Below are 25,311 nucleotides of genomic sequence, written 5' to 3' on the forward strand. Positions count from 1 at the left end.
ATATGCTGAGAAAATGTCGATTTAGTGATAGTCCAATCCACTGTCAGGCGGCTTGGACCTTTGAGGTCTGTGGATTCTATAAGGAAATTATCACAGAACAACGACATAGGCAACTCCGATGTATTGACATACCCAACGGCTCATTATACACTCCTAATAGTTATTAATCATAAATAAATAATATAAACAAAGAGACGGAAACACGACTATGGACGGAGGCTGGAATACAAATGGATATTGTCAGTAATGGAAACGCGGCGGTTTCGCTTGTTGTCGAGCAGGAGGAAACAGCCCTGTTCGCCGCAGCTGAACTGCAGAAGTATATATTCAAAATGACGGGCAGCAAGCTCCCGATTAAAGCCGAACGCGGCGAAGAGCCGACCATATGGATCGGATGCGTACCTTGGTGCGAGGAAAAAAACGCTGTTGATTTGCATGGCGATCAACTCCGCTATGATGGTTTTGCCCATCGTTTCCTTGGTCGCGATCTTGTCCTGACTGGCAATCTTCCAAGAGGCGTGTTATACGCGGTGTATGCCTTGCTGGAGCAGTTCGGCTGCAGATGGTTTTGTGCGGGGGAGGCGGGGGAAAACATTCCGTCCGTCCAACATATTGTCATGGAAACAAGAGACATTATCGAGAATCCTGATTTTGAATTCCGGACCTTTACGGAAGATACGCGCAAAAAACCAGCTGTGCTCTGGAAGAATGAAATGATTGAGACGATTGAATGGTGCGGCAAGAATCGCATAAATTCATTACATGTTCATGAGGCTCCTGCTACTGTGTTGGATGAAGAAGTCTACGTTATTGAAGAATTAAAAAGGCGGGGGATGCGGTACGAATTCGGCGGTCACGGCGTAGAGCACTTTGTGGATCGCGGATTGTTCGATCAAAAGCCTCATTTGTTCAGAGAGAGTGGCGGTCAGCGCTTGCCGACGGGGAATGTGTGCGGCGCCAGCGATGAGGCCGTCGCCATGTTGACCAGCGGCGTTCAGGAGCTTATCGCGAACAATCCCCAGGTGGATTTGTACCATCTTTGGTTTGCGGATGTGAACGGCGGAAGTTGGTGCGACTGTCCGCAGTGCAAGGATATTCATCCGTCCACCCAACAATTAAGCGTCATCAACCGCATTGCCGCAGGTGTGCGGGAGTGGAAGCCCAGCATGAGCATCGATATGCTGTTGTATCACGATACCATGGATGTTAACAACATTGCCGTTGAACCTGGCATCAATGTTTGCGGCTTTTTTGCACCTCGGGAAAGATGCTATGCCCACAGTCTCAGCGATGAAAGCTGTGAATTGAACAGACATTATAATCGGATGCTTCGGGAAACAAAGCGGAAATTCGGAGAGAACACTTATGTATTTGATTATTATGCGGACATGATTTTGTTTAACAAAATGAAATTCAGTATCCCAAAGGTGATCGTCGAAGACTTGCGGCATTATAAATCGATGGGGATTACCAAATCCGCAGCTCTAATGTTCGGCCAGTACAGTTGGTGGGCATATTCAACGAATTTGTATGTGTATGCTAAAGCCGCGTGGAACACTGCGTATGAGGTCGAGGATAGTTTGACCGCGTTTTATGAGCATTGTTACCTTGGGCTTCATGCCCTCATGCCCGATTACCACGCGCGAATCAAACAGGCTTCTTATGGCATGCTAACCTTCTGCGGCTACACCGGGTTAGAAGACGGGCTAAGGAATATTCCACCCCAGTGGCAGTCCTTCCAATTAAAGCATATTAGGCAAATCGAAGAAAGCGTGGACATTTATGCGTCTTGTCTGGCGATTCTGGAAGAGGCAGTCGGGATAGCTTCCGAGAGGGAAAAGCAATGGCTCGCGGATGAAATTTTGCTGTTGCGCATATCGCAATTCGAAGCTGAATCTATCTATTACCAAATGCTTGGCAGGTATGCTTATGTTCTCGAGGAGAACAAGGACCCGGCATTGTACGAAAATTACATGAATAGGGCGATTGCGCGAAAGCAGGAACAGAAACCGTTGCTTCGAAGCCTGTCTGCCGGGATCGGCGGCACAAGCGAAGACGACATCTTTCTCTCCCATTTGTGCGACGATCAAATTCATTTTATAAACGATTTGAAGAAGATTACGAATGCTTAGGGATAGGGGAGCTAGGGGGAAATGTCGAAACCGAATTTGATTGATCAGAGACTTGAGCAATTAGGAATTAAGCTCTCCCACAAGAACGGATTGCAGGGCAGAGCCCTGATTCCCATACAACAACATGGTAGATTGATCTATACTTCCGGATTCGGTCCAACAGACGAAAAGGGAGTACCGTTGTGGACCGGGAGGGTCGGAAGCGATTTGACGCTCGAAGAAGGATATCAGGCAGCCAGAGTATGCGGAATTGTAATCTTGGGTCAGTTACAGGCGTTTCTCGGGAGCTTGGACAGAATCGATGGTATCGTTAAAGTATTGGGGCTAGTATCGAGTGCGCCGGATTTTTACCAACAACCCCAGGTCATGCATGGATTCTCGGATTTGATGATAGATTTGTTCGGAGAGCATGGGAAGCATACAAGATCCGCGATGGGCACCTTTGTTCTTCCCAATAATATTCCGGTAGAGATCGAAGCGATCTTTAGCCTGAAGCAGGAAGAGGAATGAATCTCATGTACGATATTGTCATCAGAAACGGCACTATTATGGACGGCACTGGAAACATGGCGTATGTCGCGGATCTTGCGATAAAGGATGGTATCATTTCCGGAATCGGAAAATTCGATGAGGACAGCGCTAAGGAATGTATCGATGCGACCGGACATATCGTTTGTCCGGGTTTCATCGATACACATGTACATTCCGATCTTGATTTGCTTTGGGATCGCCAGCACGCGGCCGGATTGCTTCAGGGAGTGACAACGGAAATTCTCGGACAGGACGGATTGTCCTACGCTCCGCTTTCCGCGGATAATCTGCGAATGTATCATCTCTATTTGGCAGGGTTAAATGGAGCTCCCCCAATTCCGTTAGATTGGTCCAGTGTGAAAGAGTACCGCAGTAAATTCGATGGGAAGGTATCCGTAAACACGGTGTATCAAGTCCCTCATGGAGCACTTCGCTTGGAAACGGTCGGCTTTCAGAACGTTCCCCTGTCCGATGCAATGCTCGACAAAGCTAAGGAAATACTGGCCATCTCGCTTGATGAAGGCGCGGTAGCCCTTTCAACCGGACTGAGTTATTATCCCGGTTCTTACTCGGACACGACAGAACTCGTGGAGCTGTCGAAAGTTGTTGCCGAGAAGAATAAAGTTTATGTTACTCACTTAAGGACGGTTTTTCAAGGCGAACGGTTTGATCCGGTTCAGGAGGCGCTGGAAATCGGAAGAAGGGCGGAATGCAAAGTTCATTTCTCGCATTTTCGCACTAATGCTCGAAACGCCGGTCGTGCGGACGAACTGCTGGCGCCAATCGATGAAGCTTATCGCAACGGGCTCGATCTGTCTCTGGAATTGTACCCTTATCCGTTCTTCAGCAGCACAGGAGTTATTTACTTGCCCCCTTGGGCGGTCGAGGGAGGGTACGATCGCGTACTTGAGCGGTTGGCGACGCCCGAACTACTAGAAGCGTTATCTTCAGCGATTGAGCATGAACAACATTTCTTGCTAGGTGGAACATTCTCGTATCTTCCCTCAGGGAAAAACGACGATCTACTGGGGAAAACATTTGGAGAAGGCGCACGCATTAGAGGGATTAAACCTTCCCGTCTGCTGTGCGAACTTCTACTGGAAGAGAAGTTGGCCGTGGGGATATGCGGGCAGGCCCCTTCGGAGCCCCGTGTTGTCGAAAGGCTAGAAGCGGATTATTTGGAGCTTCTGTCACGACCGTACTATATGGTGGGAAGCGATGCGATTTACTTGGGAGAGACACCGCATCCGCGTGCATACGGAACCTTCCCCAAGCTGTTGCGGTTGTCCCGGGAAAAGGGGTTTTCATTGGAAACAATGATTAATCGCATGACCAAAGTGCCGGCCGACCGCTTCGGACTGCCGGATCGCGGCGTACTCGCACCGGGAAAGGCAGCCGACATTGTCATATTTAATCCTCGGACCGTTACCGATACGGCGACGATTTCATGCGCGAGATCTGCTCCCAAGGGCATTTCTTATGTTTTCGTCAACGGCGTGACGGCGGTAAGGGAAGAAAAGCCGACGGGTCTCTTTGCCGGAAGAGCCGTTCCGGCCATCAGGAAATAGGGAGTGAACGACATGAGTACCTTGTATGACCGTATGGGCATCACCAAAGTCATTAACGCCCGGGGGCCGGCTACCACACTAGGTTCCTCCAGAGTGCATGAACGAGTAAGAACGGATATTGAAGAAATGCTCGGTCTATCCGTGGAGATGTGGGAGCTGCAAAAAAAAGCAAGCGAAGCCATTTCTCGTTTAACCGGAGCTGAAGCCGGCTGTGTCGTTGGCTGTTCAGCGGCGGGAATTGCCATTGCGGTAGCAGCGTCGATGACCGGGGACGATATGGCGCACATAAAAGAGCTTCCAACGGTACGAGGCGGAAAGAATAAAATCGTGATTCAGAAGGGCCATATCATCGGAGTGGGAGACGCGCCGATCCATCAAGTTATCCGGATGACCGGCGCAGAGGTCGTCGAGATCGGGGAATCGATAGATTGCGCGACCTATCATCTCGAAGCGAGTCTTACCGACGAGGTAGCCGCCGCAGTGTACGTTACCTATCTGTTCGGAGACTCGTTTCCGCCGAACTTATTGTCCCTGGAGAGCTTCATTGAAATATGCAAAAAGAAGCGCATTCCCGTTATTGTAGATGCCGCCTACGGTACCGACTATAAGTCTCTGATTAGCCAGGGGGCGGACATTGTCATATACAGCGGGCAAAAATGGCTTGGCGGCGCAACCGCCGGGCTGATCTGCGGGAGTAAAGATCTGGTGTATGCATGCTACTTGCAGGAAAATGGCATAGGAAGACCGATGAAGGTAGGAAAAGAAGGGATTGCAGGTGTTATTTCCGCCATCGAATATCATCTGTCCGCAAATCCGGATCATGCGCTGCAAGTCCAACTGAAGCAAGCGACCAAATTTGTTGAACGGATTCAAGCAATCGACGGGCTAAGCGCTCAAATAGGAAGGAAGCCCCATTCTCCTTCCATTCAAGTGGAGTTGAGAGTCGCAGCGGACGATAACCTTCCAACAGCATGGGCACTTAATCAAGGACTTGCTGCCGGCAACCCGGTTATCAAGGTAAATGATTATTTTGTTCAACTCGGGGTACTGATGTTCGACTTTTCTTTTCTCGATGAAGGAGACGAAGAGCTCATCGTTCAGCGCATTCGCTATTTCATTAAACAGCTAGGGCAGTCCGAAGGCGGTAAAAGCTACTCCAAGGCGCAAACACGACTGGACGCTATGTATGATACGTACAAAAAGTGGATGAATTAATTAACCGATTAGGGGACTGGAGACGAAATAGATGCAAATCGGATTTATCGGATGCGGGGACATTGCCAGAATACATGCGCAATGCTTGCTAAATTCCGGATCGATTATCAGGGGCGCTTTCGATATCGTGTCGACTTCGGCGTTACGATTCGTCGAGGCTTACGGAGGTCGCGTTTATGCTACTGCGGCGGACTTGTGCGCCGATCCGGATATTCAAGCAGTTTATATATGCACCAGACATGATTCGCATGTTCAATATATCGACTTGGCATCCTTGCATAACAAGCCTATTTATTGCGAGAAACCGCTCGGGCTTAACGCGGTTGAGGCTCGCAGGGCCGCAGAATTGGTAGATCAGCGGAATACGAAATTGATGATAGGATTCAACCATCGATATTCATCGGGCGTGATGGCATTAAAGGGGTTTTTGAAGAAACAAACCAAGAAGTTTAATGTGATGAACATTATTTTCGTCTCCGAGCCTTTTCTAGAGGGATGGCCGGGTACCGCGGATGAAGGGGGCGGTGTTATCGTCTGTCTGGGAAGCCATGTATTTGATCTCGTTAATTACCTTTGCGGAGAAGAGATCGTGGATATCAAAGTGACGGCTTTGCGGAATAGAGCGAATGAAAGCTTGCTTGAGGATACATTCGGAGCCATTTTTAAGACAAAACACAATCAATTGATTACAATCAGTAGTCATGATCTCGCAACCAGCAGTTTCGCAGACACCCCGGGTCATAATCTGAACACGATCCATGTGGCCATCGATGATCTCATGGTAACGGCTCAAACATCAAAAATCAATATATATGGATCGGATTATATTGAAACTCACGAATATCCAACCGACAAGCTTGATTCCTGGGGATATCAAGAAATTAATAATGCATTCCTGAGATATGTAAACGGAAGTCAAGAGGAGATTCCGGATGTTCATCAAGGCGTAAAGGCTGCTGAAATTGTCGAGCAGTGCGAGCGTCAAATCAGAGGATTGCGGTTCGAAAGGATGTAATTCCGATGAAGAAATCTATGTTTATGTATCCTTGGGACATTTTAGATGAAGGTATCGGAAGCACACTGGAAAATATAAAGTCGATGGGCATCGATGAAATAAACCTTGCCGTTGCGTATCACAGCGGCAAATTCCTGCTCCCGCATAATCCGAAGAAAAAAATCTATTATCATGAAGGCGGCAGTGTATATTTTCGAGCCAGGATGGAAAAATACCCGATTTTGAGGCCCGTTGCTGGTGAGGCATATTTGGCGTTTCAAAACAGTAATGGTTTCATAGAGCGGGAGGATATGCTATCGGGTATCATTCGGGATGGTAGGAGATTGGGAATCGGCATTAACGCTTGGGTGGTCGGATTTCACAATACGCGATTGGGAAAACTTCATCCGGAATACACGATACGAAATGCATTTAACGAAAATTATTCTCACGGACTATGTCCGGCACATGAAGCAAACCAGCAATATGTGCTGCAAATGATCAGCGATCTAGCTGATCAATACGATCTAAATGGAATCATTCTCGAATCGTTTGACTATATGGGCTGTCTGCACGGCGATCATCACGAGATCATTGGAACATATGATCGCCAGAGCCTGGAACAGATGCTAGGTCTTTGTTTTTGTCCTGTCTGTGAAGAATTGGCCGCAAGGCAGGGCGTGGATGTCCCAGAACTCAAGCATCAGATAAAGATCGGTGTGGATCGCATTCTGAATCAAGAGTCGGCCGGTAATTGTTGGCCGCCTGACGAGCTGGACGGCTACCTTAAGATGAGGGCCGGCGTTGTTAATGATATCGTGCAAAAAATCGGACAGATTATTAAGCGAAAAAATAATGCCATGCGATTATATAGTATTCTTTGGTTAACGGATGGAGCCAATCCCGCTTATTACGGGACGGTTCCTGGAGATCTGAAACTGTCCATTGATGGCTGGATTGCTTGTTACCCGGCCACTGTCGATGAAATCAGAGCATTCATCAAGCATGTAAAGTCGCTTGTTTCCGAAGAAAAGCTGCATGCGGGATTAAGGATGTTGGCGCCGCAAACCATTAACAGCCGACAAGTTCCCTTATATCTGCAAGCATATCATGAAATCGGCATAGAGCATGTTCATTTATATAATTACGGCCTTATGTCGAAGTCTTCATTAGAGAAGATTAAACAATTTAATGGTGAAATGTAAATTAAATCTGGTTTATTTTATGTTTGTGAATTGTTTTAATGGTTCAACATATTCAGAATATAGATATACGGCAAACGGGCTGAGGTTTGTAGCCTGTATTGGCCCTAAAGCTTGCCATTACAGACACCGTGCTGAACCTTATCACAAGTAGGGCGAAATTTTGCTGGGATTCCTGAGGAACCAGTGGGGAACAAAACGGAGAAAATGAAAAGACGTCCTTTGCGGAGGAGCTTCTGCTTTAACAGTGTCTTCTCCAGGGCGTCTTCCTTCATGGTCCTACCACACACATCCATCTGTAGCGGCAGCGGCAGCGGCAGGGAGGGGAAGTAACTTTGACGAGGAGCCGAACCTCTGCGGACATCATCAAGGCGGAACTATCCGAGGAGGCCATTCTGGCCATCGGATATCGCTAGGGAGCGGGATGAGACCGCATGAAGGTTTATGTTATATTTCTGGCAACGATAGAATCATCGATTGGCGCCTGACTAAAGGGCTTTTTTCAAAGAGCGGATGACCTTGCACGGATTGCCGACAGCCAAACTATCTGGAGGAATGTCCTTCGTAACGACACTGCCGGCCCCAATTACGCTGTTCGCTCCGATTGTCACGCCTGGCAGGACGATAGCGCCTGCACAGATCCATACATTATCACCAATATGGACTGGATGTGTGTATTCCAATCCCGCTAACCGTTGCTCTACATCCATAGCATGTTCTTCCGTTATAAGGCAGACGTTGGGCGCAATAAATACGTTGTTACCAATTGAAATTTTCCCGCTGTCCATGAGCTTGCAGTTAACATTGAGAAAAAAATTGTCTCCTACCGTGGTATTGTACCCATAAGTGCAAAAAAGCGGCTGCTCTACAACGCAATTATCTCCGGTCTTTCCCAGCAGCCCACGAATGGCGACCAGTCGTGCTTCGCGGTCCAGCGGGTGTATATTGTTATATTCGTATAGCTTTTTCACGGTATCAGCACGGTCTGCGACAAGCTCAGGATCGCCAGGTTGGTATAACAGACCAGCATGTGATTTTTCTTTTTCGTTCATAACAATCAACTCCTCGTATTCATATCAGCGAAGGTATTTTAATATAAGGGATGATAAGATTCAACTATAAAATTGCGCCATTGGCATTATCGGGATCGTGAGACAGTGATGGCCTGAGGGATACGGACAAATCCTTTTTATTTCAGGAGATATTATGAGTAACGACCTGGGGGAACAACCAGTTCAGGCTTTAAGCTTACGGGGCAGACTAGCTTCAACCCTAACTCTCAGCGTTCACAGAGATGGGAATTTTGACCCAATCTACTCCTATTGACCTCACGCCCTTTTGCGTATCGGAACCTATGGTAACCATAATGTTGAAGATTTCCGATGGTAAAATTGCTTTTCGATCAGAAACTAAATCAATCGATATCGTTCCGGTTCCCCCTCCTGAAGGTGATGTATTTAGCCGACGGCTTCAGATTGATCCCTCCAATAAAATTTTTACATTTTTACCAACAAGTATATCATGAATCATTCTTTAATCTGGAGGTAAAACATTCATCTAACAACTTGCCCTCCTAGAGATACGTACATAATTGATGTGTTTTCGACTATTCCGTTCAACTATCGGATACGACATGTTGAAAAAATCGCCTTATCATAGGCGATTTTTTTATTGGGTTTGTTATCGTATTATGATTTTGAACAAAAAATGACCGCCATTTAGGATTTAGGCGATCACGTGATTATTACAATAACGTTTGCAGTTATCGTGACTGGAATAATTTGTTGTTACTAGAATCTCAAACAATAAAGAGGTTCAACTTCGTTAAGAATAGACCTCTTTGCATGGCAACTTTTCCATTGCTTGTAATTAAGGGATGAGAGCTTTCCAATAATCCCATGCCTTTAAGTAATCCTTCAAATCATGTGGATGGACTTTAACGCAGATTCCAATTCTGCAATAAAGTTGAAGAATAACTTCCTCAATAAGCCTTGATTTTTCCATTGGCTCATGATTGAGTAATTCGAATGTAGCAAATAATGTTTCTAGGTTCAGGTCATCAGGGGAGGAACAAAATGCATAAGTAAAATCATAAATAACAGGTCCAACCATTGGCGATGGGTCGATAACACCGGCTAGGGTAGATTCATGAAATACGAAATTATGGACACCAGTATCACCATGTAATAAGTATTTCTTATTAACCTTTGAAGTGCTCTCTATTAGAGATTTTACTTTATTATAATCCTCAATTGGCAGCAGATTTCCCAAATTATTTCGAGCACCTTCCACACTTCGCTCATTAAACTCACGCCAAGAATCACGCTGTGCTAACAACCGTCCCCATTTTAATCGTTATTAAGGTGAGCCGGATAAATTTCCATTCGATACAGGTCAACAATCATGTTGCCGTTTTTTAAAATATCTAGACCTATTAGGCCATTAATGTAATTAATATCGTCATGGAAGATACCGAAATCAATAGGGATGTCCGTCATAACCAAATCGCCTAATTGGATTTGATCTACCTGTTTTCGGAAAGAATACTCATCTCCGCCGATCCCGAAGCTTCTTACGAGCTTATCTCCGTTTTCGAATTTAATGCCGATCTCTGAGACGGTATCGGAGGATAGAAGGGAATGCGCGGCGCCGGTATCAATAATGAGCTTGTCAATTGTTAATGATTGTCCTTTATAGCAGATTGTCATGGAAGCTTGCAGCAAACCATCGATGAATTGAATCTGCATTCTACCGGCTCCTGTAGAAAGGATTTTTTCTAAGTTCAATTGCTATTTTTTCCTGACCTGTATGATAGACGATATTGTTGTTTCTGCACTTAAATAGTTCCTTGGTTGCTTCGTCAGGATCTTGGATTGCTTTGATTAGGGCAACTTCGTCAACATATTGCACACTGTCTTCTGTATGAGAGTCCAAAATTTCGAGCAGGACATATTGATCAGGGTAAATGCTCCGAACTTCTTGCCATTGCATGATAAACACCTCGCTAATGGGTATTTGATATTTAATTATATCATAATTTTTCGAGTGAAAAGTTGAGTGAGCGTGAGTTATTCACGTCATTTGTTTATTTATCAGGATGTGTCAGCAGCGGCGACTTATCAGCGGATCGAAGTGTGGAGTATCCACGGGAGGAACATGAAGGTGATGGCCTGGATGATTGGGAATTATGTGGGGTTGGGGTAGGGAGTGAACGAAACAAACATTAAACCGCGCAGAAGTGTTATTGCGGGATTGAGCCCCGCTTAAAACAAGGTCCAATAGCCAGTCGCCGGAAATTTAACGGCGGCTAATATTGTGATTGTGATGGTGCATTTCATTGATTGAGCTTACTCATTTGCCTTCTTACCAATTGTTAATTCTCCCTCGTGATAATTCTCAATAATTATACCTTCATCAAAATTAATAACCCACGTGTCAAACCCAACAGCAACAATGTCTTCAAAATTCTTAATTACATCTCCAATTGTCGTTTCTATAACCGGCAGGTTATATTCATTCCAGATAATAAAGTAATTTTGGTTTAAATCAAGGTTATACATGTTTAACTCCAAAGCATTTTTTATAAATAATTTATGGGAAATAGAGTTCCAATCAACTCGGCCCCATTTAGTGAATCTAAATTCGTTAACCATCTTTTCTGCAAATTCTTGTGATTTTTCAAGACTATAAACGCGTGAGTTTATATCTAGAACTGCGATACATTCGTTGAATAATTCTCCATACGATGTAATTCTTTTTATGTTCTTCTTAAGCTGTTCAATTCTAAACCTACGAGCGTTCCTGTCTTTCATATAATCATCATCCTTAATAATCTTAGTGTTCTGTTTGATTGGCCCTTATGGAGTTCTCCATACTGCTCTTCTAACGAATTACGAAGATAATTCTTCATCAGCTGGGATAACCCCGTAGCGCTCCAAAGCCTTCGTCGATGATTCGAGCATCCGCTTTTTTAAATAATCGCCCTCGACCACTCGAACCCGCTTCCCCAGAAAACGAATCTTGGAAAGTAAATACTCCATTTCATCCCCAAGCAGAGTAACCCTGACTCGATAGGTATCGTTCTCCGTATCGTACTCCACATTTTTTTCGAAGCTGGAGAAGGCATAAAGGATGCGGGACAACTCAGCGTTATACACACGGACAATTTCAATGACCACTTCACATTTACGGGATTCAAGAATCTTTCCGATCTTCTTTAGAATGCTTTCCGCTGCTGACGGCTCGATAGATTCTACTGAGACGGAATGGATCTTCTTCAGCCTAGTGCTCATGAAGGCGTGTTGCCTGGTGTGATACCAGAGCAAATACCATTCTCTTTTGACCAAGGAGTATTCCAGTTTATATGGAAAGCCCGAATGGTCCTTGTTAACACGCCCACCCTTAATCTCGTAGGTTATACGGATGCCCGTCTTATTCATCATGTGCCGGCGCAAAGATCGCAGGAGCGGGTGGTAGACCTGCTTTTCCATCGTACGGGCTTTTTCAATCAAGTGGAGGGAAATATCCATAACCTGCTCCGGCTCGAGGGCTGCACGCAGCTTGTCCAAAGTAACCGCAGTGAAAGCATCGGCCGCAGCGGGAAGTTCGAGCAACGTCTTCAGCCATGCCCGTTCGTGTGAGGTGACCATAAAAGTACCGGAATCCTCCAACCGGGAGATGATCTGGTGATTAAATATTTTCTCAAACAGATTCATAGTAAGACTGAATCTCCTTCCATTCGGCAATTAATTCCCGGCGAAACGAAGCGGGCTCCAGAACCTCGCAGCTGGAACCGAAACTACGCAGCCACGGCTTGATTTCGGTGATCCCGTTTACTGTGATTTCGTAAATAAAAGAATCTTCATCTTCGAATACAATTTGTCCCCACTGCCCCTGCAACAGTACGCGTTCTTTGACGAAATTCGGTTCAGAACCTTCCGGATTATAAAATCGGGCACGCACAGTCAATGGCCGACCAGTATCAATCAGCCAACTGTACCGTATTTTTTCGGCAAGCTCGTTTTTCTTTTCCTCATACCAAACCTCGTCAACGGATTCTTCCTCTTCAATTTGCGTGATACCTTCCATGCGGTATTTCCGAACCCCTTCTCGGCCGTGGGAAAGCAAATACCATCTTCCATATTGATGATCGTAGACGATCTTAAGCGGTAGTGTCTTTTCGGCTTTGCCTTCCGTATCCCGTTCAAACAGGGGATTGGTGTTTTTGGAGGCGTAGCTTTTTTCAGACTTCGGTGAGAAGTACAGAAAACGGACTTTACGGCGGTGACGGATGGCATTAAGAAGTGTAAACAGATGCGCCTCATCCAAAATCCTCGAGTAATAGTGATACTTATATAAAAATGGTTCTACGGCATGCTGCTCGACTTGATTGCGCAGAAGATGTTTTTTCAATCCATCACGCAGCAGATAGCCGTGTACGGAAGGGACCTGCGTGTTCGCCATCACATCCACAAAATCATACAAATCGATAAGCTCTTCATCCGATAAGCTCCGGACCAAGTCGTCTTGGATGTGATACCGGTAGGGGCGAGGTCCGGGCTCCCTCCTGATCACTCCGACCTCTTCTAGGTATTTGAGGTCCGACCGAATGGTCTTCTCATCAGGCATAGGAAGATCGGAAGGCAGACTGCTGCAGCAAATATCCAAGATTTCCATCGCAGTCAAAGCCCGTTCATTCATCGCAGCCAAAAGCAGCGAGATTCTTTGACGTTCAGATTCCTTTACGGATTTGGCGCGAAATAAAAACAAGAGCAGTGGATCGGTCGAGTCATAATAGCTGAACCGAATGGTCTCGGAAAATTCCCTGCTCTGTTCCTGCGGCAAATGCTGGTGCAAGGAGCTTACGACTTCTTTGAGCCGTCTAATCGTTTTATCGAAGGTGTGGACGGAAATACCCAATCTCTCAGCAAACTGTTGTCTGCTGAACGCCCCGCTTGTCAGCACCAGCATACGCAGGAATTGAATTTCTTTATCAAAGCTTTCCTTAGCCAAAGGTATCCCCCGTTCAAATGAAACATCTTCTTCCATTGTAACAGGGGAGGGAATTGGATGAAATGGAAAACCTTATGCCCAGTCGTAATACTTTTGCCATGTTCGTTCAGGTTGAAATAAGCGATTATAGAACCTGTAAGATGCATTTAGCAAGGTGATAAACGCCAAATGGCGTTTCATCATACATTGGTTCTTGTTCGGACGGTCGTAACGAGGCGGGGATATCGATTTATCCCGCAGTGCCGTGCATGGTATGTTCCGGTATCCTGTACGATCGGATCGGTAAGAATCCACTATTTGGGGTTCAATTCCCCAATCGCCTAGGGAGCGATTCTGGTAGAATATTCGACTTTCAATCGAGCGAAAATTTGAACAAAAGACCAAAGGCTAGAATCCCTGGCGGCTAGTATTAGCGCACTGCAGTAAGGCTTTGCAATCCGTGGATACCGATTGAGCGAAATTCCAGGAAGTTCTCTTGGATTGAAGACAAAGAAGAGCGGCTGAAGCAGGGTCATCCTCTTATTCAAATATCCTTGAAAACTACGGATAGACCGCTTAGCTAAAACGAGATTCCGCCGGCACCGCAGTGGGATTCTAAGTCCATTGGTCGAACTATTAGGGGGGTTAACTACTATGTTTAAAAAAGTAACGATTCAAGCTGACGAGCGTGGTTTGCTATTTCATAAAGGAAGTTATGTGAAAAAGCTGATGCCTGGGACCTATCACTTTTTATTGTGGTCAAAAACCACCGTTGTGGTGTTGAATATCGCTAAACCGTTTAATGTGGATGGAAAAGATTTAAAGTTGTTCCTTCATAATGAAGATCTCGTGAGTGAGCTCGATATCGTACGAGTGCAAGATCACGAGTACGTTCTGCACGACGAGGACGGACAATTTGTCCAATTACTTAAGCCTGGTGTCTACGCCTTTTGGAACATACTTAAAAAACATACCTTCATGCATACAGATATCAGACAACCTGAATTGCCTGTCGAGGTAAACCGTTCAATCATACCAAAGCTTACAGCCAATGTGCTGTCCTACGAAATCGCGAGTTACGAATCCGGATTCTTGTTTTATGATCACGTTTTACAACGAGAGCTTTCTCCTGGCAAGTACTACTTCTGGAAAGGTCCAGTCTCGACTACGGTAAAGACGATTGATTTAAGACAACAACAAATGGATCTCATCGGCCAAGAAATGATGACAGAAGACAAAGTTACGCTGCGCTTGAACTTTGTTTGTCAATACAAGATCGTAAAGCCATTACGTGCTTTGGAAATGAAATCGTTTGACGAGCAAATTCATATCCAGCTCCAGCTTACGCTTCGAGAATATGTTGGAGCTCTTAAATTGGACGATCTATTGAAACGAAAAGAGGACGTGGCGACGTTCGTACTCTCCCGTTTGCGTGAGAAGGGGGAAGAGTTCGGCGTGCATTTCCTGAGTGCGGGGGTAAAGGATGTCGTTTTGCCGGGGGAAATGAGAGATATCTTGAACACCGTTCTGCTTGCGGAGAAGAGAGCACAGGCGAATCTAATCACTCGTCGTGAAGAAACGGCCTCGACCCGAAGTCTGCTTAATACCGCAAAGCTGATGGACGAGAATCAGACGTTGTTCCGTCTGAAAGAGCTGGAATTCCTCGAGAAAATATGCGAGAAAATCGGCTCCATCTCTCTAACGGGCGGCGGGGATCTGTTGGAGCGGTTGAACTCTTTGCTTGGCGAAAGAAAAGCAGAAAGCAAATAACAAACACCAAATTTGCTTTTCATTAACCAAAACGACGACCAAGACCCAAATATTCGCCCCCAAGGAGGGATTCATATGAGCGGCAGTTACCATAAACAGATTTTGACTGATCTTGAGCGCATCGAGCACGAAGAAAACGTTCGGATCTTGTACGCTTGCGAATCGGGCAGCCGTGCATGGGGTTTCCCGTCTAAGGATAGCGACTACGATGTCAGATTTCTCTATGTCAGGCCGGAAGATTGGTATTTATCGATCTTTGAGAAGCGGGATGTGATCGAGCGTCCGATCAACGACATGCTGGACATCAATGGCTGGGATCTGCGAAAAGCCTTGAACTTGTTCCGTAAATCGAATCCACCATTGCTCGAGTGGCTTCAGTCCCCTATTGTATATAGGGAGAACCATGCGATAGCAGAGCAAATTCGCCGTATTTCTCCACTCACGTTTTCGCCAAAGTCATGTATGTATCACTATTTGCACATGGCAAAGGGGAACTACCGGGATTATCTGCATGGTGAGCTGGTGAAAATCAAAAAATACTTCTATGTTCTCCGTCCGATTTTGGCATGTGAGTGGATCGAGAAGCACAATACGATGCCACCTATAGAATTTGATCGGCTGGTCGATGCCGCTCTGCCGAGGGGAAGCGAGCTCAAGGTGGTTATTGACGGTTTGCTTGTCCGTAAAAGAGCAGGCGATGAAATGGATTACGAACCGAGGATCAATTCGATCAACGAGTTTTTGGAGCAAAGGATCGAGTATTACGAACAGAAAGCATCGGGTATGCAATCGTCCGGTGGGGATCAGGATCAGAGGCTTGATGATTTGTTCCGATCCGTGCTGAAGGAAGTTTGGGAAAAAGGTGATGAAAACGAATCTGAAATGCATTCAATTATGTAGGAGTGGAATAGTCTTATGGCTTATCAAAATATAGACGGCGTGCGTGTCTGGGGCAATCCCGACAATGGGGCGCTTGCTCAAGCGAAGACGTGCGCAGAAACCGGCAATGTGATTCAAACCCTGCTCATGGCGGATCATCATAAAGGGTACAGTCAGCCGATTGGCGGGGTTGTAATCTATGACGGGCAAATCTCCCCTTCCGGCGTTGGCTATGACATTGCATGCGGAAATAAAGCAGTGAGAACCAGCTTGTTTGCTAAGGATATAAAGCCCGGATTGGCGAATATAATGGATGAGATTGCCCGCAGAATCTCCTTCGGAGTAGGTCGTGTCAATAAAGAAAAGGTCGATCATGACCTTTTCAATGATCCGGATTGGGCCGTTTACAGGGCGGTAGGTACGCAGGAGCACGACAAGCTGAAGTCATTGGCGCAGAGTCAGCTCGGTACAGTCGGCAGCGGCAACCACTTCGTAGACTTATTTGAAGAAGCGGGAACCGGCCGTTTGTGGATCGCGAATCATTTTGGGAGCCGAGGTTTCGGGCATAAAACGGCAAGCGGCTTTATCAACCTAGCTGCGGGCAGAGAGTTTCTCGCGAACGCCCCCGGAGAGAAGATGGATCAGCCACCTGTACTGCTTGATCTGAGCAGTGAGCTTGGCGATATGTACTACAGAGCAATGAAGCTGGCCGGACGTTATGCCTATGCCGGAAGGGATTATGTGATCCGGCAAGTGTTAGCCATTCTGGGAGCGGAAGCGGACCTTGAAGTGCATAACCACCATAACTATGCTTGGAAGGAGACGCACAACGGAAAAGAAGTCGTTGTTGTCCGTAAAGGGGCGACCCCGTCCGCACCCGGTCAGGTTGGTTTTATCGGCGGTAGCATGGGGGATATATCCGTTATCGTAAAAGGGAAGGACAGCATAGAGAACCGTGATGCTTACTACAGCACCGTTCATGGAGCGGGACGAATCATGAGCCGGACTCAAGCGGCGGGGAAAATGAATTGGAAAACCCGCACCCGGAGCGGCGGTCAGATCAGCACAGAACAAATGATGGAGGCTGTTCGGGATTTTGGTGTGGAACTGCGCGGCGCAGGCACGGACGAGAGTCCTTTTGCTTACCGGAAGCTTCAAGAAGTGCTAGATGCACATGCAGAAACGATTGAGGTTATGCATGTGTTGAAACCAATTGGTGTCTGCATGGCTGGTGCGGATGAGTTTGATCCTTACAAGGATTGATGGATTTCAAACAGATTTTCAAGTTGAGTTGAGGTGATATATATGGTGTTTGTTCAAGTTAGTAGTTTCATCACGCCCGGCCTGTAAGGGATGATGTAAATTCCCTTGGCTCCTTTGCAGGCTGGGCCTTTTCCCAAGGGGTGTGATGGAATGAAAAACAAATCTAGAAATCGGACACGTGCGTATTATCGGCATCATCGAAGAAGGGTGATCCAGCGTAAAAGCAAGCTTGCCAAGGAGTTCGGATGGCATGTGAAGTTTGCTGGGAGGTTTGCTAAGGGTAAGATCCATTGTTCTTGTTTCTATTGCAGGAAAAAGACGTGGGAAATGGGATTGCCTAAGTCTGACCTCGTTAAGCTAGATCGTGCTGGTGACTTTGATGATTGTTGTAAGATGCTCAACTACAGTACCCGGTAAGTTTTCCGACAGAAGGTCCAGGAATAGAGTGAAGATTATAATAAGCTGAAGGACTACAACTTGCGTAGTCCTTCTAACCCTATCGGGAAAAAATTAACATGTACCCTTCTGCTCAATCAAAATAAAGGAACGGTTACCGGCGCTCCGTTATTCATAGCGGATTCATGCGCACAGATACCGGCTGCAGTAATGTTACCTCCAAGCACCTCATCTATCCATGGTTTACGGTTTTCAAGGATACTTGAAATAAATTCGTGCACCAGATGAGGATGCGAGCCGTGATGGCCTGCACGCGCCCCCTTTTTAAGAGATTCCTGCGGATTAGTCGGGTCATAATTGCCGCCAACAGTAAAGCGTTGAATTTCTTTAGGAAGCAGCTGATGATAGTTAGGCATTTCTACGATTTCGACTTTCATGCTTCGTCCGCGTCTGCCGTCAACTGCGGGAATTGCCGTTGTAATATAGGGATTGTCGCTATCCGCAAACCCCCATTCAAAACTCTTGTCGCTTCCGTAAACAAACATGCCTTCTTGATATTCCCGTGCGGTTTCAAAAAGCGAACGGGTTGCTTCTCCTTTCAAACCGTTTTCAAATTCAAAATGCGCGCTTTCCATCGAAAAGGGGTTGCCGTACTGCTTCGTTAACCATTCTTCCATCGTTCCGGCGCCCAGACAGCTAACTCTATTAATTCTTGAACCGGAGAGTGCTACCATGGGTCCTATTGCGTGAGTACCGTAATACATGGGGGGAAGACCCATCCAATAATCAGGCCAGTTCGCCATATCCTGATAATGGGAACCGCGCAGGAACTGAATTCTGCCAAGCTTACCGCTTGCAATCATTTGTTTAACATAGAAGAATTGATAGGTATAGAGAGTAGTTTCCATCATCATGTAATTCTTGCTCGACCTGCGTTTTGCTTCTGTTATACGACGAATTCCATCAAGAGAAATAGCCATCGGTACGGTACAAGCGCAATGCTTACCGCTTTCCAATACCTGAACGGTTTGTTCTTCATGCAGAGGAATCGGTGTTACGAGGTGAACGGCATCTACCGAATCGTCATAGAGGATTTCATCAAAACGATCATAAATTTTATCGATTCCATAATGGTTTGCAGCATTCCGCAACATCTCTTTGTTTGTATCATAGATCCCGATCGTTCCAATGTTGGGATGGTCTTTATATATCTCAGCGAAAGCACCGCCAAAGCCCAGACCCACCAATACAATATTTATTTTTTTCATTTTATTACCTCCCGTACGATTTATATAAATTGTAGCATTTTATTACACAAAGCCCATTGATAAACAGGTATGGAGCATGTATAAAATGTACGTATACTAGAATCTTGGGCGGTGGTCACGATTGAAACAAATCTATCGCATCGATGCGGACAGAATGATTAGCAGCTCCAATCACAATGTTTATATTAATGAAACCTTACATCCGAATCGAATTATGAAGGAACATGATTTTGTATATATTGAAGAGGGATATTGGGAGATTTATCAAAATGGAGAATGTTATAAACTATATCCGAACGACATCATCTTACTTCATGCAGGAGAGCATCATTATGGATTAACGCCTTGCAGCCCAAATACGAAGACCATGTATGTGCATGTAAATTGTGATGATCACGATCATACTGGAGATGGTGAAGAATCAAACAGGCATGTCGCATTGGATACGGTAATACACAGTCAGGATAGCTCAAAAATAAAAGAAATTTTCCAGCAAATTATTTATACGCAATTATCAATCTCTACCTATAAGGATGTAAAATTGTCCACCTTATTTAACTTATTGCTGTTGGAATTGTATGAACATCCTGCTTTCACAAAAGATAAACCAAATATTGCAGAACAAATCGTTCAGTTCGTTCAGCAAAACCCTCATCGTTTTTTTAAAACGAAAGAGTTATCCGAAGAATTTTATATGAATGAACGTACCTTAATGAAACAGTTCAAAAATCAATACGGAAAAAGTATCTATCATTATCAGCTTGATATGAAAATGGAAGCTGTCCGCATTTTTATCTTGAATCATCCCAATGTCAAGCTGCATGAAGTCGCGTTAAATTTTGGATTTTATGACGAGTTTCATTTAAGTAAGACATTTAAAAAGATATTTAATATTTCTCCAAATCAATACAGATTACAAGTGATAAATAATAAAAAGTAAGACAACAGGAATCGGCTGTTGATATAACATAGGTTTCTTTGAAGCCATGATCGGGAGGGGCCTGATAAGTGGGGAATTAATCGGAATTTCTATACTTGCTAACACAAGGATTATGCGGGGGAAACGATTCTTTCGTTCAATGAAGTGATGAACCGTTTTGCAGGCAGGATCAGACTATTGATTGAGATCAAGAATCAGGAGCTGTATCCGGGGGATTGAGAATAAGCTGCGGCGGAATGAAGTCATGGCGAACGGCAGAGGACTGAAGGCGAATGAAGGGATTATGGTGCAGTCCTTCGACTTTGAGTCCATGCGGCGCATACATGATCTGCTGCCGCGCATGGCCTGGGCGATCAAGAAGGGGAGGTATATGAAGAGGATGAAGAGGCTTGGGGTGGATGGGGTGTTGGGGATTATGTGGGGTTGGGTAGGGATTGAAAGTTTGGATTCTGCAACGTGATTTTAGGTATCCAGGGTATAGACAAGAAATATTAATTTGTAATCCTCTTGTTCCCGCATACGGTTCACGTAGAATCGGTGGCTTTGCAGGTGAGGAATGGTACAGAGAGTTGAAAATGCAGTAGTGGAGCGGGTTTGTGGAGTAGTACAGTTGAGATGGAATTATGAAACAGATGCTTGGAAATAATAGAGTTGACTGATTGTTGACGAAAAAGATAGATTAGTTAAGGGGGCGCCTGATTCTAGAATCGGGCGTCTTCAATTTTTTGGGATAGGGGGTTGACGCCCCTCTTCTCCATACTGGAATTTAAAGGCGGAATGTGTATTATCAAATGCTTCTAGGTATTCACAAAACAGAATTTTAAGCATTTTTAAATGAAAGGGAAGACCTCTTGGGTTCTTCTATTGGAAAATAATTCTTGACGTAATCGTTAACTACGTTTATCTTGTGTGTTAACAGAGTTAACGAAAATTAAAGGTGTGAATTTAATTAACAATCATTCGAGTGCTCTGTGAGGAGAACGTAAAATGTATAACGACGATTTGATTGGTGTGTATGAGATTGCAAATTTGGGATTAGTTAACTTCACATTAAAAATGCTTCAAGATACAGGTGGGCACCTATAAGATATTAATATTAAGTCTAAACTCTATGAAAGCGGATAAAATTACCTGGAATGGATGGATGCGAGGAGATAGAAAACAATATAAGCTCGTTCTCTCTATTTTTTAGAATTTACCTATAACACAATTAACATGAAAGATGTGATCGTGATGAGAGATATAGTGTATCATTACTGCAGTGTAGACACTTTTTTTAGCATAATACATAATTCAACATTAAGATTGTCTGATATAAATAAGGTTAATGATTACAGTGAAAGAAAGTGGATTCTAGAAAAGATTTTTACGGAATTAAAAAAGACATCTGTACAAAATGAAAATTCAAACATCTTTTTTGAAAAGTTATGGGACGCTTTAGTATCTTATGAATCCGATACATTTATTGCATGTTTTTCTGAGGAAGCAGATTTGTTAAGTCAATGGAGAGGATATGCTCAAGATGGTACTGGTCTATCTATTGGGTATTCAAAAAAAGTGCTTAGTACATTAGAAGTTGAGCATTTCACAGCTTTTAAAAAAGTTGCTTATGGAAAGTTAGAACAAAGTACATACATAAAACCAATCGTATCCAACCTTGATAATACCCCTATGTTTTATGGTATTTCTAATCTTTATCAAAATGAGAGATTCAATATCCCATTTTATAAGAATCCAGCATTTAGGGAAGAAAAAGAATGGCGACTAGTATATTGCCAGTCACCTAATGGATTTCTAAATTACAATACTATTGGTGAGCCAAGAATAAAAGCGAATTTCTCAAAAATAAAAATACGGAGTGATGGTAGACGTTTAATTCCATTCATGGAACTTGACTTCTCAAAGATAAAAAAAGATCTTATTAAAAGTATTATAATTGGTCCCAAATCCTTAATAAAACCGGATGATATACGATTGTTTTTATATTCAGAAGGATATGATTCAAAGAATGTTAAAATACATACCTCAGCTTGTTCTTACGTGTAATAGATAAATATTAACATCATTGAATAATAAATATTTGAAGGACCTAGTCCGCTGGACCCGCTAATGATTGAGACGAAAAGCCGCGGTGTTTTTCCGTATTTGACAATGTCGATGTTGTCTTAGTGACGGTTGGTAACTATACTCCCATATAAAAGCTCAAGTGCCGGGCTTCCCTGACCGGCGCTTGAGCTTATTTTCTTCTATAGAACTTTTCCCAATCGTTAATAACTTCTGCCCGAGTCAATAATTGGTCCCTTAGACATCGGGATGTTTCCCATTCTTGTATCGCTTGTTGCTTTGTTTTATAAAAGCGGTAGTCGCAAATATTCGAGGAACAGAACAACTTTCGGTACCACTTGCCGTTTTGAACGTCACCCGTGAAGCGGCGAACGGCCTTGCTTGCCTGCCGTTTGCTCCAGCGGGTACCGGGTGTACGGTGGTCTGTCCATACGGGTGATTTTTTCACACTATTACTCATTTGGCTCTCTAAGCCCTCCTTGTGGGAAGCTAGAGGCCGTCTAATTTCTTCATATTTCACCTCATTTAAATTTGTTAGTTTCTGTATATACAAACGCTGTCGATAAAATTATGTTTCTTAGTGGTTTAAAATTAAAGAGGCAATTGTGCTTGCATAATTATTTTCCCCCACCAAGCAGCCACCAAGATATGGTACGATTTGGTTAGCCTTAAATTTGTATGGAGGACATCGTATGAAGATCCTATTTTGTTCTGACCCCTTGGATAGCAAGATTATTGATCAAGAATATGAACAGGAATACAAATTGTGCCCGAAATCTAGGGATGGATGTCCATATGATTTCACTGGAGTCCGTTTTGGATGGATCCAAGGCAGTTAAGCGGATTCCAACATTTGAAACCCCGGAGAGGTTCATCTATAGGGGGTGGATGCTAAAGCCGAATGATTACGAAAAGTTATATTACGCACTGCAGCAGAAAAATGCCGTCCTGATCAATTCTCCTACGGAATATAGAAATGGCCACTATTTTTTATTCTTATGACCCATTAAAAAAGCAACCCCACAGAGTATTTGGCTCGGAATTGAAGAGCTTTCAAATGGTTACGACGTTCTGTTTGAGAAGATGCGCATTTTCAAAAACAAACCGGTTATGTTTAAAAATTACGTAAAGTCTAGAAAGCATGGATGGGAAGAAGCTTACAATATTCCCGATGCTTCCGACCAGTAAAGAGCCCAAACGGTTCTTCGAAACTTCATTGATCGCCAAGGCTCGGAGCTTAATGGCGGTATAGTGATTCGTGAGTTTATTCAACTCAGCTCGCCAATCATCCTAAAAGCGGTATGCCTTTAACGAATGAGTACCGGTTGTTTTTCCTACATCACAAGCTGCGATTTTCTGCCGGTTCAAGCGGAAGTCCGATTCAAAAGGTCGCTCGTATCATGAAGGATCTGGGTTTACGATCACGAACCGTGAAGAAATACAAGGCGACGACGAACTCGAAGCACAACCTGCCTGTCCATGTGAACGTGTTGAACCGTCAATTTAAACCATTCGCGCCAGATCGCGCCTACAAGCCAGCAGCGACCGCTCGGAGAGGTGCTACATCTTTCGGAATCGTGGCAGTCAGCATGCCTCTCATGGCTACCAGGTGCGACTGCGCACCTATAAGATGAAAGGCAGTGTTAGCCGTAAAGGGAACTATTACGATAATGCATGCATTGAATCGTTCCACAGTGTGCTTAAGAAAGATCTCGTCTACTTGGAAAAATTCAAAACGCGTAAGGAAGCCAAGAAATGCATTTTTGAATATATTACCTGTTTTTACAATGGAAAATGAATCCATTCTGCAATTGCGTACTCTACGCCTCATGAATACGAACGCATGTACCGATTGGCTGCATGATTTTCTCGATTCTTTGTGTCTACTCTATTGCAAAAGTAATGTCATTACTGGTTGGTAAAATATGTAAGTCATTTGTTGAAGTTCAACATAATATCAAATACGAAGAATTGGATACAGAATATGAGGATTAAGCAATTTATTTTATTAATAAATATATTTGCACCAATAACAATTTTATATTGTGTTTCCAGCGACCAACATTTACAATTTGATGTATAATTCGACAAATCACTAGGGGGTATTCATCTGGACTTAAGTACGTGGCTCAGTATTATCAGCATTATTCTTGCGTGTGTGGGTTTATTTGTTACTGTAAATAAAACAAAAACTACTCACACTAATAGTCACAATCGTAATGTTAATAACAGTTTTAACAGTACCAATACGACTAATAAGAACAAAACAGTATACACTTACAACGAACATCACGATCATCATCATCAATCAAACGTAAATAACCCTCCACCTGCTCGAACAGCAGCTACTGGAGGTTCAGATGATTTTGGGTTAGCTATCATTCAAGGATTTTTCGCACTGGCTTTTTTCGGTTTTTTAATATTTTTCTTTGTTCAATACAAGGAATTAGTGTTACTCTCCATAGTTGGTGTGATGGCTATTGGACTATTCACTGCCGCTTCCGTCGTATTCTTTAAAAATTCAATTTCAACATTTAATAGATACTACTTTTTCATACATTGGATACTGGTGTTTGGACTTATTATACTGTTTAACAACCCCTTATATCCGCCTGAAAACTTAGAAGCTGCTACGAGTAAATTTACTAATATTGATGTTCTGGAAGCTCCTAAGACACTATTCAACTTATTCAATAATGGATTTAAACCCGAAGCGTACTTCTTAATCTTCCAGATCGGGGGGCTTGCAATGTTTATTTTCTTTTTGTTTGATTACTTTGTAAAAATGTACAAACTCATTAGAAACAAGCCTCAACGAGCTATTAAAGCCATCATTACCGAAGATATCGTTTTTGTACTGGTTATTAGTATTTTTATTAGCGGTAGTTTTGAAAAGCTTATTCTATTTTTGCGTTCCCCCTTAAACTGACTAAACAGCCACTAGAAACAGTAAAGCAACCATCTCTAAAAGGTAGAGGGTTGATGTCTGATAAGAGTCAATAACTTGATCGGTTAAGACATATTCCAGTGTCTGAGTGTGGATCGTCTACACTTAGTTGGACAGAAAAAATAAGGGCTTGTAGAATAAACCTATCATC

General features: G+C 44.0%; 21 protein-coding genes and 2 pseudogenes. 15 read left to right on the plus strand and 8 right to left on the minus strand.

Annotation, left to right across the window (positions count from 1 at the left end):
• Positions 1-230 precede the first annotated feature (230 nt).
• Genes IEY46_RS27415 through IEY46_RS27440 form a run of 6 tightly spaced genes read left to right on the plus strand, consistent with a single transcriptional unit; the run spans position 231 to position 7,645 of the window.
• Positions 231-2,132 (plus strand): DUF4838 domain-containing protein, encoded by a 1,902-nt coding sequence (locus IEY46_RS27415; RefSeq protein WP_188997144.1) that lies wholly within the window; start codon positions 231-233, stop codon positions 2,130-2,132.
• 21 nt (positions 2,133-2,153) lie between these two features.
• On the plus strand, positions 2,154-2,642 hold the full coding sequence (locus tag IEY46_RS27420) for a RidA family protein (protein WP_188997146.1): 489 nt from the start codon (positions 2,154-2,156) through the stop codon (positions 2,640-2,642).
• Positions 2,639-4,231, plus strand: coding sequence for an N-acyl-D-amino-acid deacylase family protein (locus IEY46_RS27425; protein ID WP_188997148.1), 1,593 nt, complete (start codon positions 2,639-2,641; stop codon positions 4,229-4,231). The genes IEY46_RS27420 and IEY46_RS27425 overlap by 4 nt, the downstream gene beginning before the upstream one ends.
• A 12-nt stretch (positions 4,232-4,243) precedes the next feature.
• On the plus strand, positions 4,244-5,446 hold the full coding sequence (locus IEY46_RS27430; RefSeq protein WP_188997150.1) for a PLP-dependent transferase: 1,203 nt from the start codon (positions 4,244-4,246) through the stop codon (positions 5,444-5,446).
• A gap of 31 nt (positions 5,447-5,477) precedes the next feature.
• Entirely contained in the window at positions 5,478-6,461 is a 984-nt protein-coding gene (locus IEY46_RS27435; protein WP_188997152.1) for a Gfo/Idh/MocA family protein, read from the plus strand.
• A 5-nt stretch (positions 6,462-6,466) separates the two neighbouring features.
• Positions 6,467-7,645 carry a hypothetical protein gene (locus tag IEY46_RS27440; protein ID WP_188997154.1) on the plus strand — a complete coding sequence of 393 codons (1,179 nt, stop codon included), beginning with the start codon at positions 6,467-6,469 and terminating at the stop codon, positions 7,643-7,645.
• 485 nt (positions 7,646-8,130) lie between these two features.
• Here the strand turns inward: IEY46_RS27440 and IEY46_RS27445 are convergent, their stop codons facing one another.
• From IEY46_RS27445 to IEY46_RS27475, 7 genes are all read right to left on the minus strand, one after another.
• Positions 8,131-8,694, minus strand: coding sequence for a sugar O-acetyltransferase (locus IEY46_RS27445; protein ID WP_188997156.1), 564 nt, complete (start codon positions 8,692-8,694; stop codon positions 8,131-8,133).
• A gap of 817 nt (positions 8,695-9,511) precedes the next feature.
• Positions 9,512-9,979, minus strand: coding sequence for an aminoglycoside phosphotransferase family protein (locus tag IEY46_RS27450; RefSeq protein WP_188997158.1), 468 nt, complete (start codon positions 9,977-9,979; stop codon positions 9,512-9,514).
• A gap of 11 nt (positions 9,980-9,990) precedes the next feature.
• Positions 9,991-10,389: a retropepsin-like aspartic protease gene (locus tag IEY46_RS27455; protein WP_188997160.1), complete on the minus strand. Its 399-nt coding sequence runs from the start codon at positions 10,387-10,389 to the stop codon at positions 9,991-9,993.
• Position 10,390: 1 nt separating this feature from the next.
• Positions 10,391-10,633, minus strand: coding sequence for a hypothetical protein (locus tag IEY46_RS27460; protein WP_188997162.1), 243 nt, complete (start codon positions 10,631-10,633; stop codon positions 10,391-10,393).
• Between the two features lie 356 nt (positions 10,634-10,989).
• On the minus strand, positions 10,990-11,454 hold the full coding sequence (locus tag IEY46_RS27465; protein WP_188997164.1) for a CDI toxin immunity protein: 465 nt from the start codon (positions 11,452-11,454) through the stop codon (positions 10,990-10,992).
• A gap of 78 nt (positions 11,455-11,532) precedes the next feature.
• The gene (locus IEY46_RS27470) at positions 11,533-12,357 is read right to left on the minus strand and encodes a WYL domain-containing protein (protein ID WP_188997166.1); all 825 of its coding nucleotides are present in this window, start codon (positions 12,355-12,357) and stop codon (positions 11,533-11,535) included.
• Positions 12,344-13,654 (minus strand): helix-turn-helix transcriptional regulator, encoded by a 1,311-nt coding sequence (locus tag IEY46_RS27475; RefSeq protein ID WP_188997168.1) that lies wholly within the window; start codon positions 13,652-13,654, stop codon positions 12,344-12,346. Before IEY46_RS27475 ends, IEY46_RS27470 begins: the two co-directional genes overlap by 14 nt.
• A 633-nt stretch (positions 13,655-14,287) precedes the next feature.
• Between IEY46_RS27475 and IEY46_RS27480 the strand changes: the two genes are divergently transcribed.
• From IEY46_RS27480 to IEY46_RS27490, 3 genes are all read left to right on the plus strand, one after another.
• Positions 14,288-15,403, plus strand: a complete 1,116-nt coding sequence (locus IEY46_RS27480; protein ID WP_188997170.1) for a slipin family protein — start codon at positions 14,288-14,290, stop codon at positions 15,401-15,403.
• A 75-nt stretch (positions 15,404-15,478) separates the two neighbouring features.
• Positions 15,479-16,303 carry a nucleotidyltransferase domain-containing protein gene (locus tag IEY46_RS27485; protein ID WP_188997171.1) on the plus strand — a complete coding sequence of 275 codons (825 nt, stop codon included), beginning with the start codon at positions 15,479-15,481 and terminating at the stop codon, positions 16,301-16,303.
• A 15-nt stretch (positions 16,304-16,318) separates the two neighbouring features.
• Positions 16,319-17,545 carry an RtcB family protein gene (locus tag IEY46_RS27490; RefSeq protein WP_188997172.1) on the plus strand — a complete coding sequence of 409 codons (1,227 nt, stop codon included), beginning with the start codon at positions 16,319-16,321 and terminating at the stop codon, positions 17,543-17,545.
• Positions 17,546-18,078: 533 nt separating this feature from the next.
• Here IEY46_RS27490 and IEY46_RS27495 read toward each other — a convergent pair.
• Positions 18,079-19,209, minus strand: coding sequence for a Gfo/Idh/MocA family protein (locus IEY46_RS27495; protein WP_188997174.1), 1,131 nt, complete (start codon positions 19,207-19,209; stop codon positions 18,079-18,081).
• A gap of 121 nt (positions 19,210-19,330) precedes the next feature.
• Between IEY46_RS27495 and IEY46_RS27500 the strand changes: the two genes are divergently transcribed.
• The 6 genes and pseudogenes from IEY46_RS27500 to IEY46_RS27520 all read left to right on the plus strand — a co-directional run bounded on the left by IEY46_RS27500 (position 19,331) and on the right by IEY46_RS27520 (position 25,142).
• Positions 19,331-20,149 carry an AraC family transcriptional regulator gene (locus IEY46_RS27500; protein WP_188997176.1) on the plus strand — a complete coding sequence of 273 codons (819 nt, stop codon included), beginning with the start codon at positions 19,331-19,333 and terminating at the stop codon, positions 20,147-20,149.
• A 181-nt stretch (positions 20,150-20,330) separates the two neighbouring features.
• Positions 20,331-20,609 (plus strand): hypothetical protein, encoded by a 279-nt coding sequence (locus IEY46_RS27505; protein ID WP_188997177.1) that lies wholly within the window; start codon positions 20,331-20,333, stop codon positions 20,607-20,609.
• 773 nt (positions 20,610-21,382) lie between these two features.
• Entirely contained in the window at positions 21,383-22,195 is an 813-nt protein-coding gene (locus tag IEY46_RS27510; protein WP_188997179.1) for a DUF2971 domain-containing protein, read from the plus strand.
• 1,406 nt (positions 22,196-23,601) lie between these two features.
• Positions 23,602-23,718: pseudogene (locus IEY46_RS37245) on the plus strand (IS3 family transposase); the annotation flags it as partial.
• A gap of 61 nt (positions 23,719-23,779) precedes the next feature.
• A pseudogene (locus IEY46_RS37145) lies at positions 23,780-24,008 on the plus strand (IS3 family transposase); the annotation flags it as partial.
• A 363-nt stretch (positions 24,009-24,371) separates the two neighbouring features.
• Positions 24,372-25,142, plus strand: a complete 771-nt coding sequence (locus IEY46_RS27520) for a hypothetical protein (protein ID WP_188997182.1) — start codon at positions 24,372-24,374, stop codon at positions 25,140-25,142.
• Positions 25,143-25,311 lie beyond the last annotated feature (169 nt).

The organism is Paenibacillus nasutitermitis (assembly GCF_014641075.1).
Lineage (GTDB): Bacteria > Bacillota > Bacilli > Paenibacillales > Paenibacillaceae > Paenibacillus_Z > Paenibacillus_Z nasutitermitis.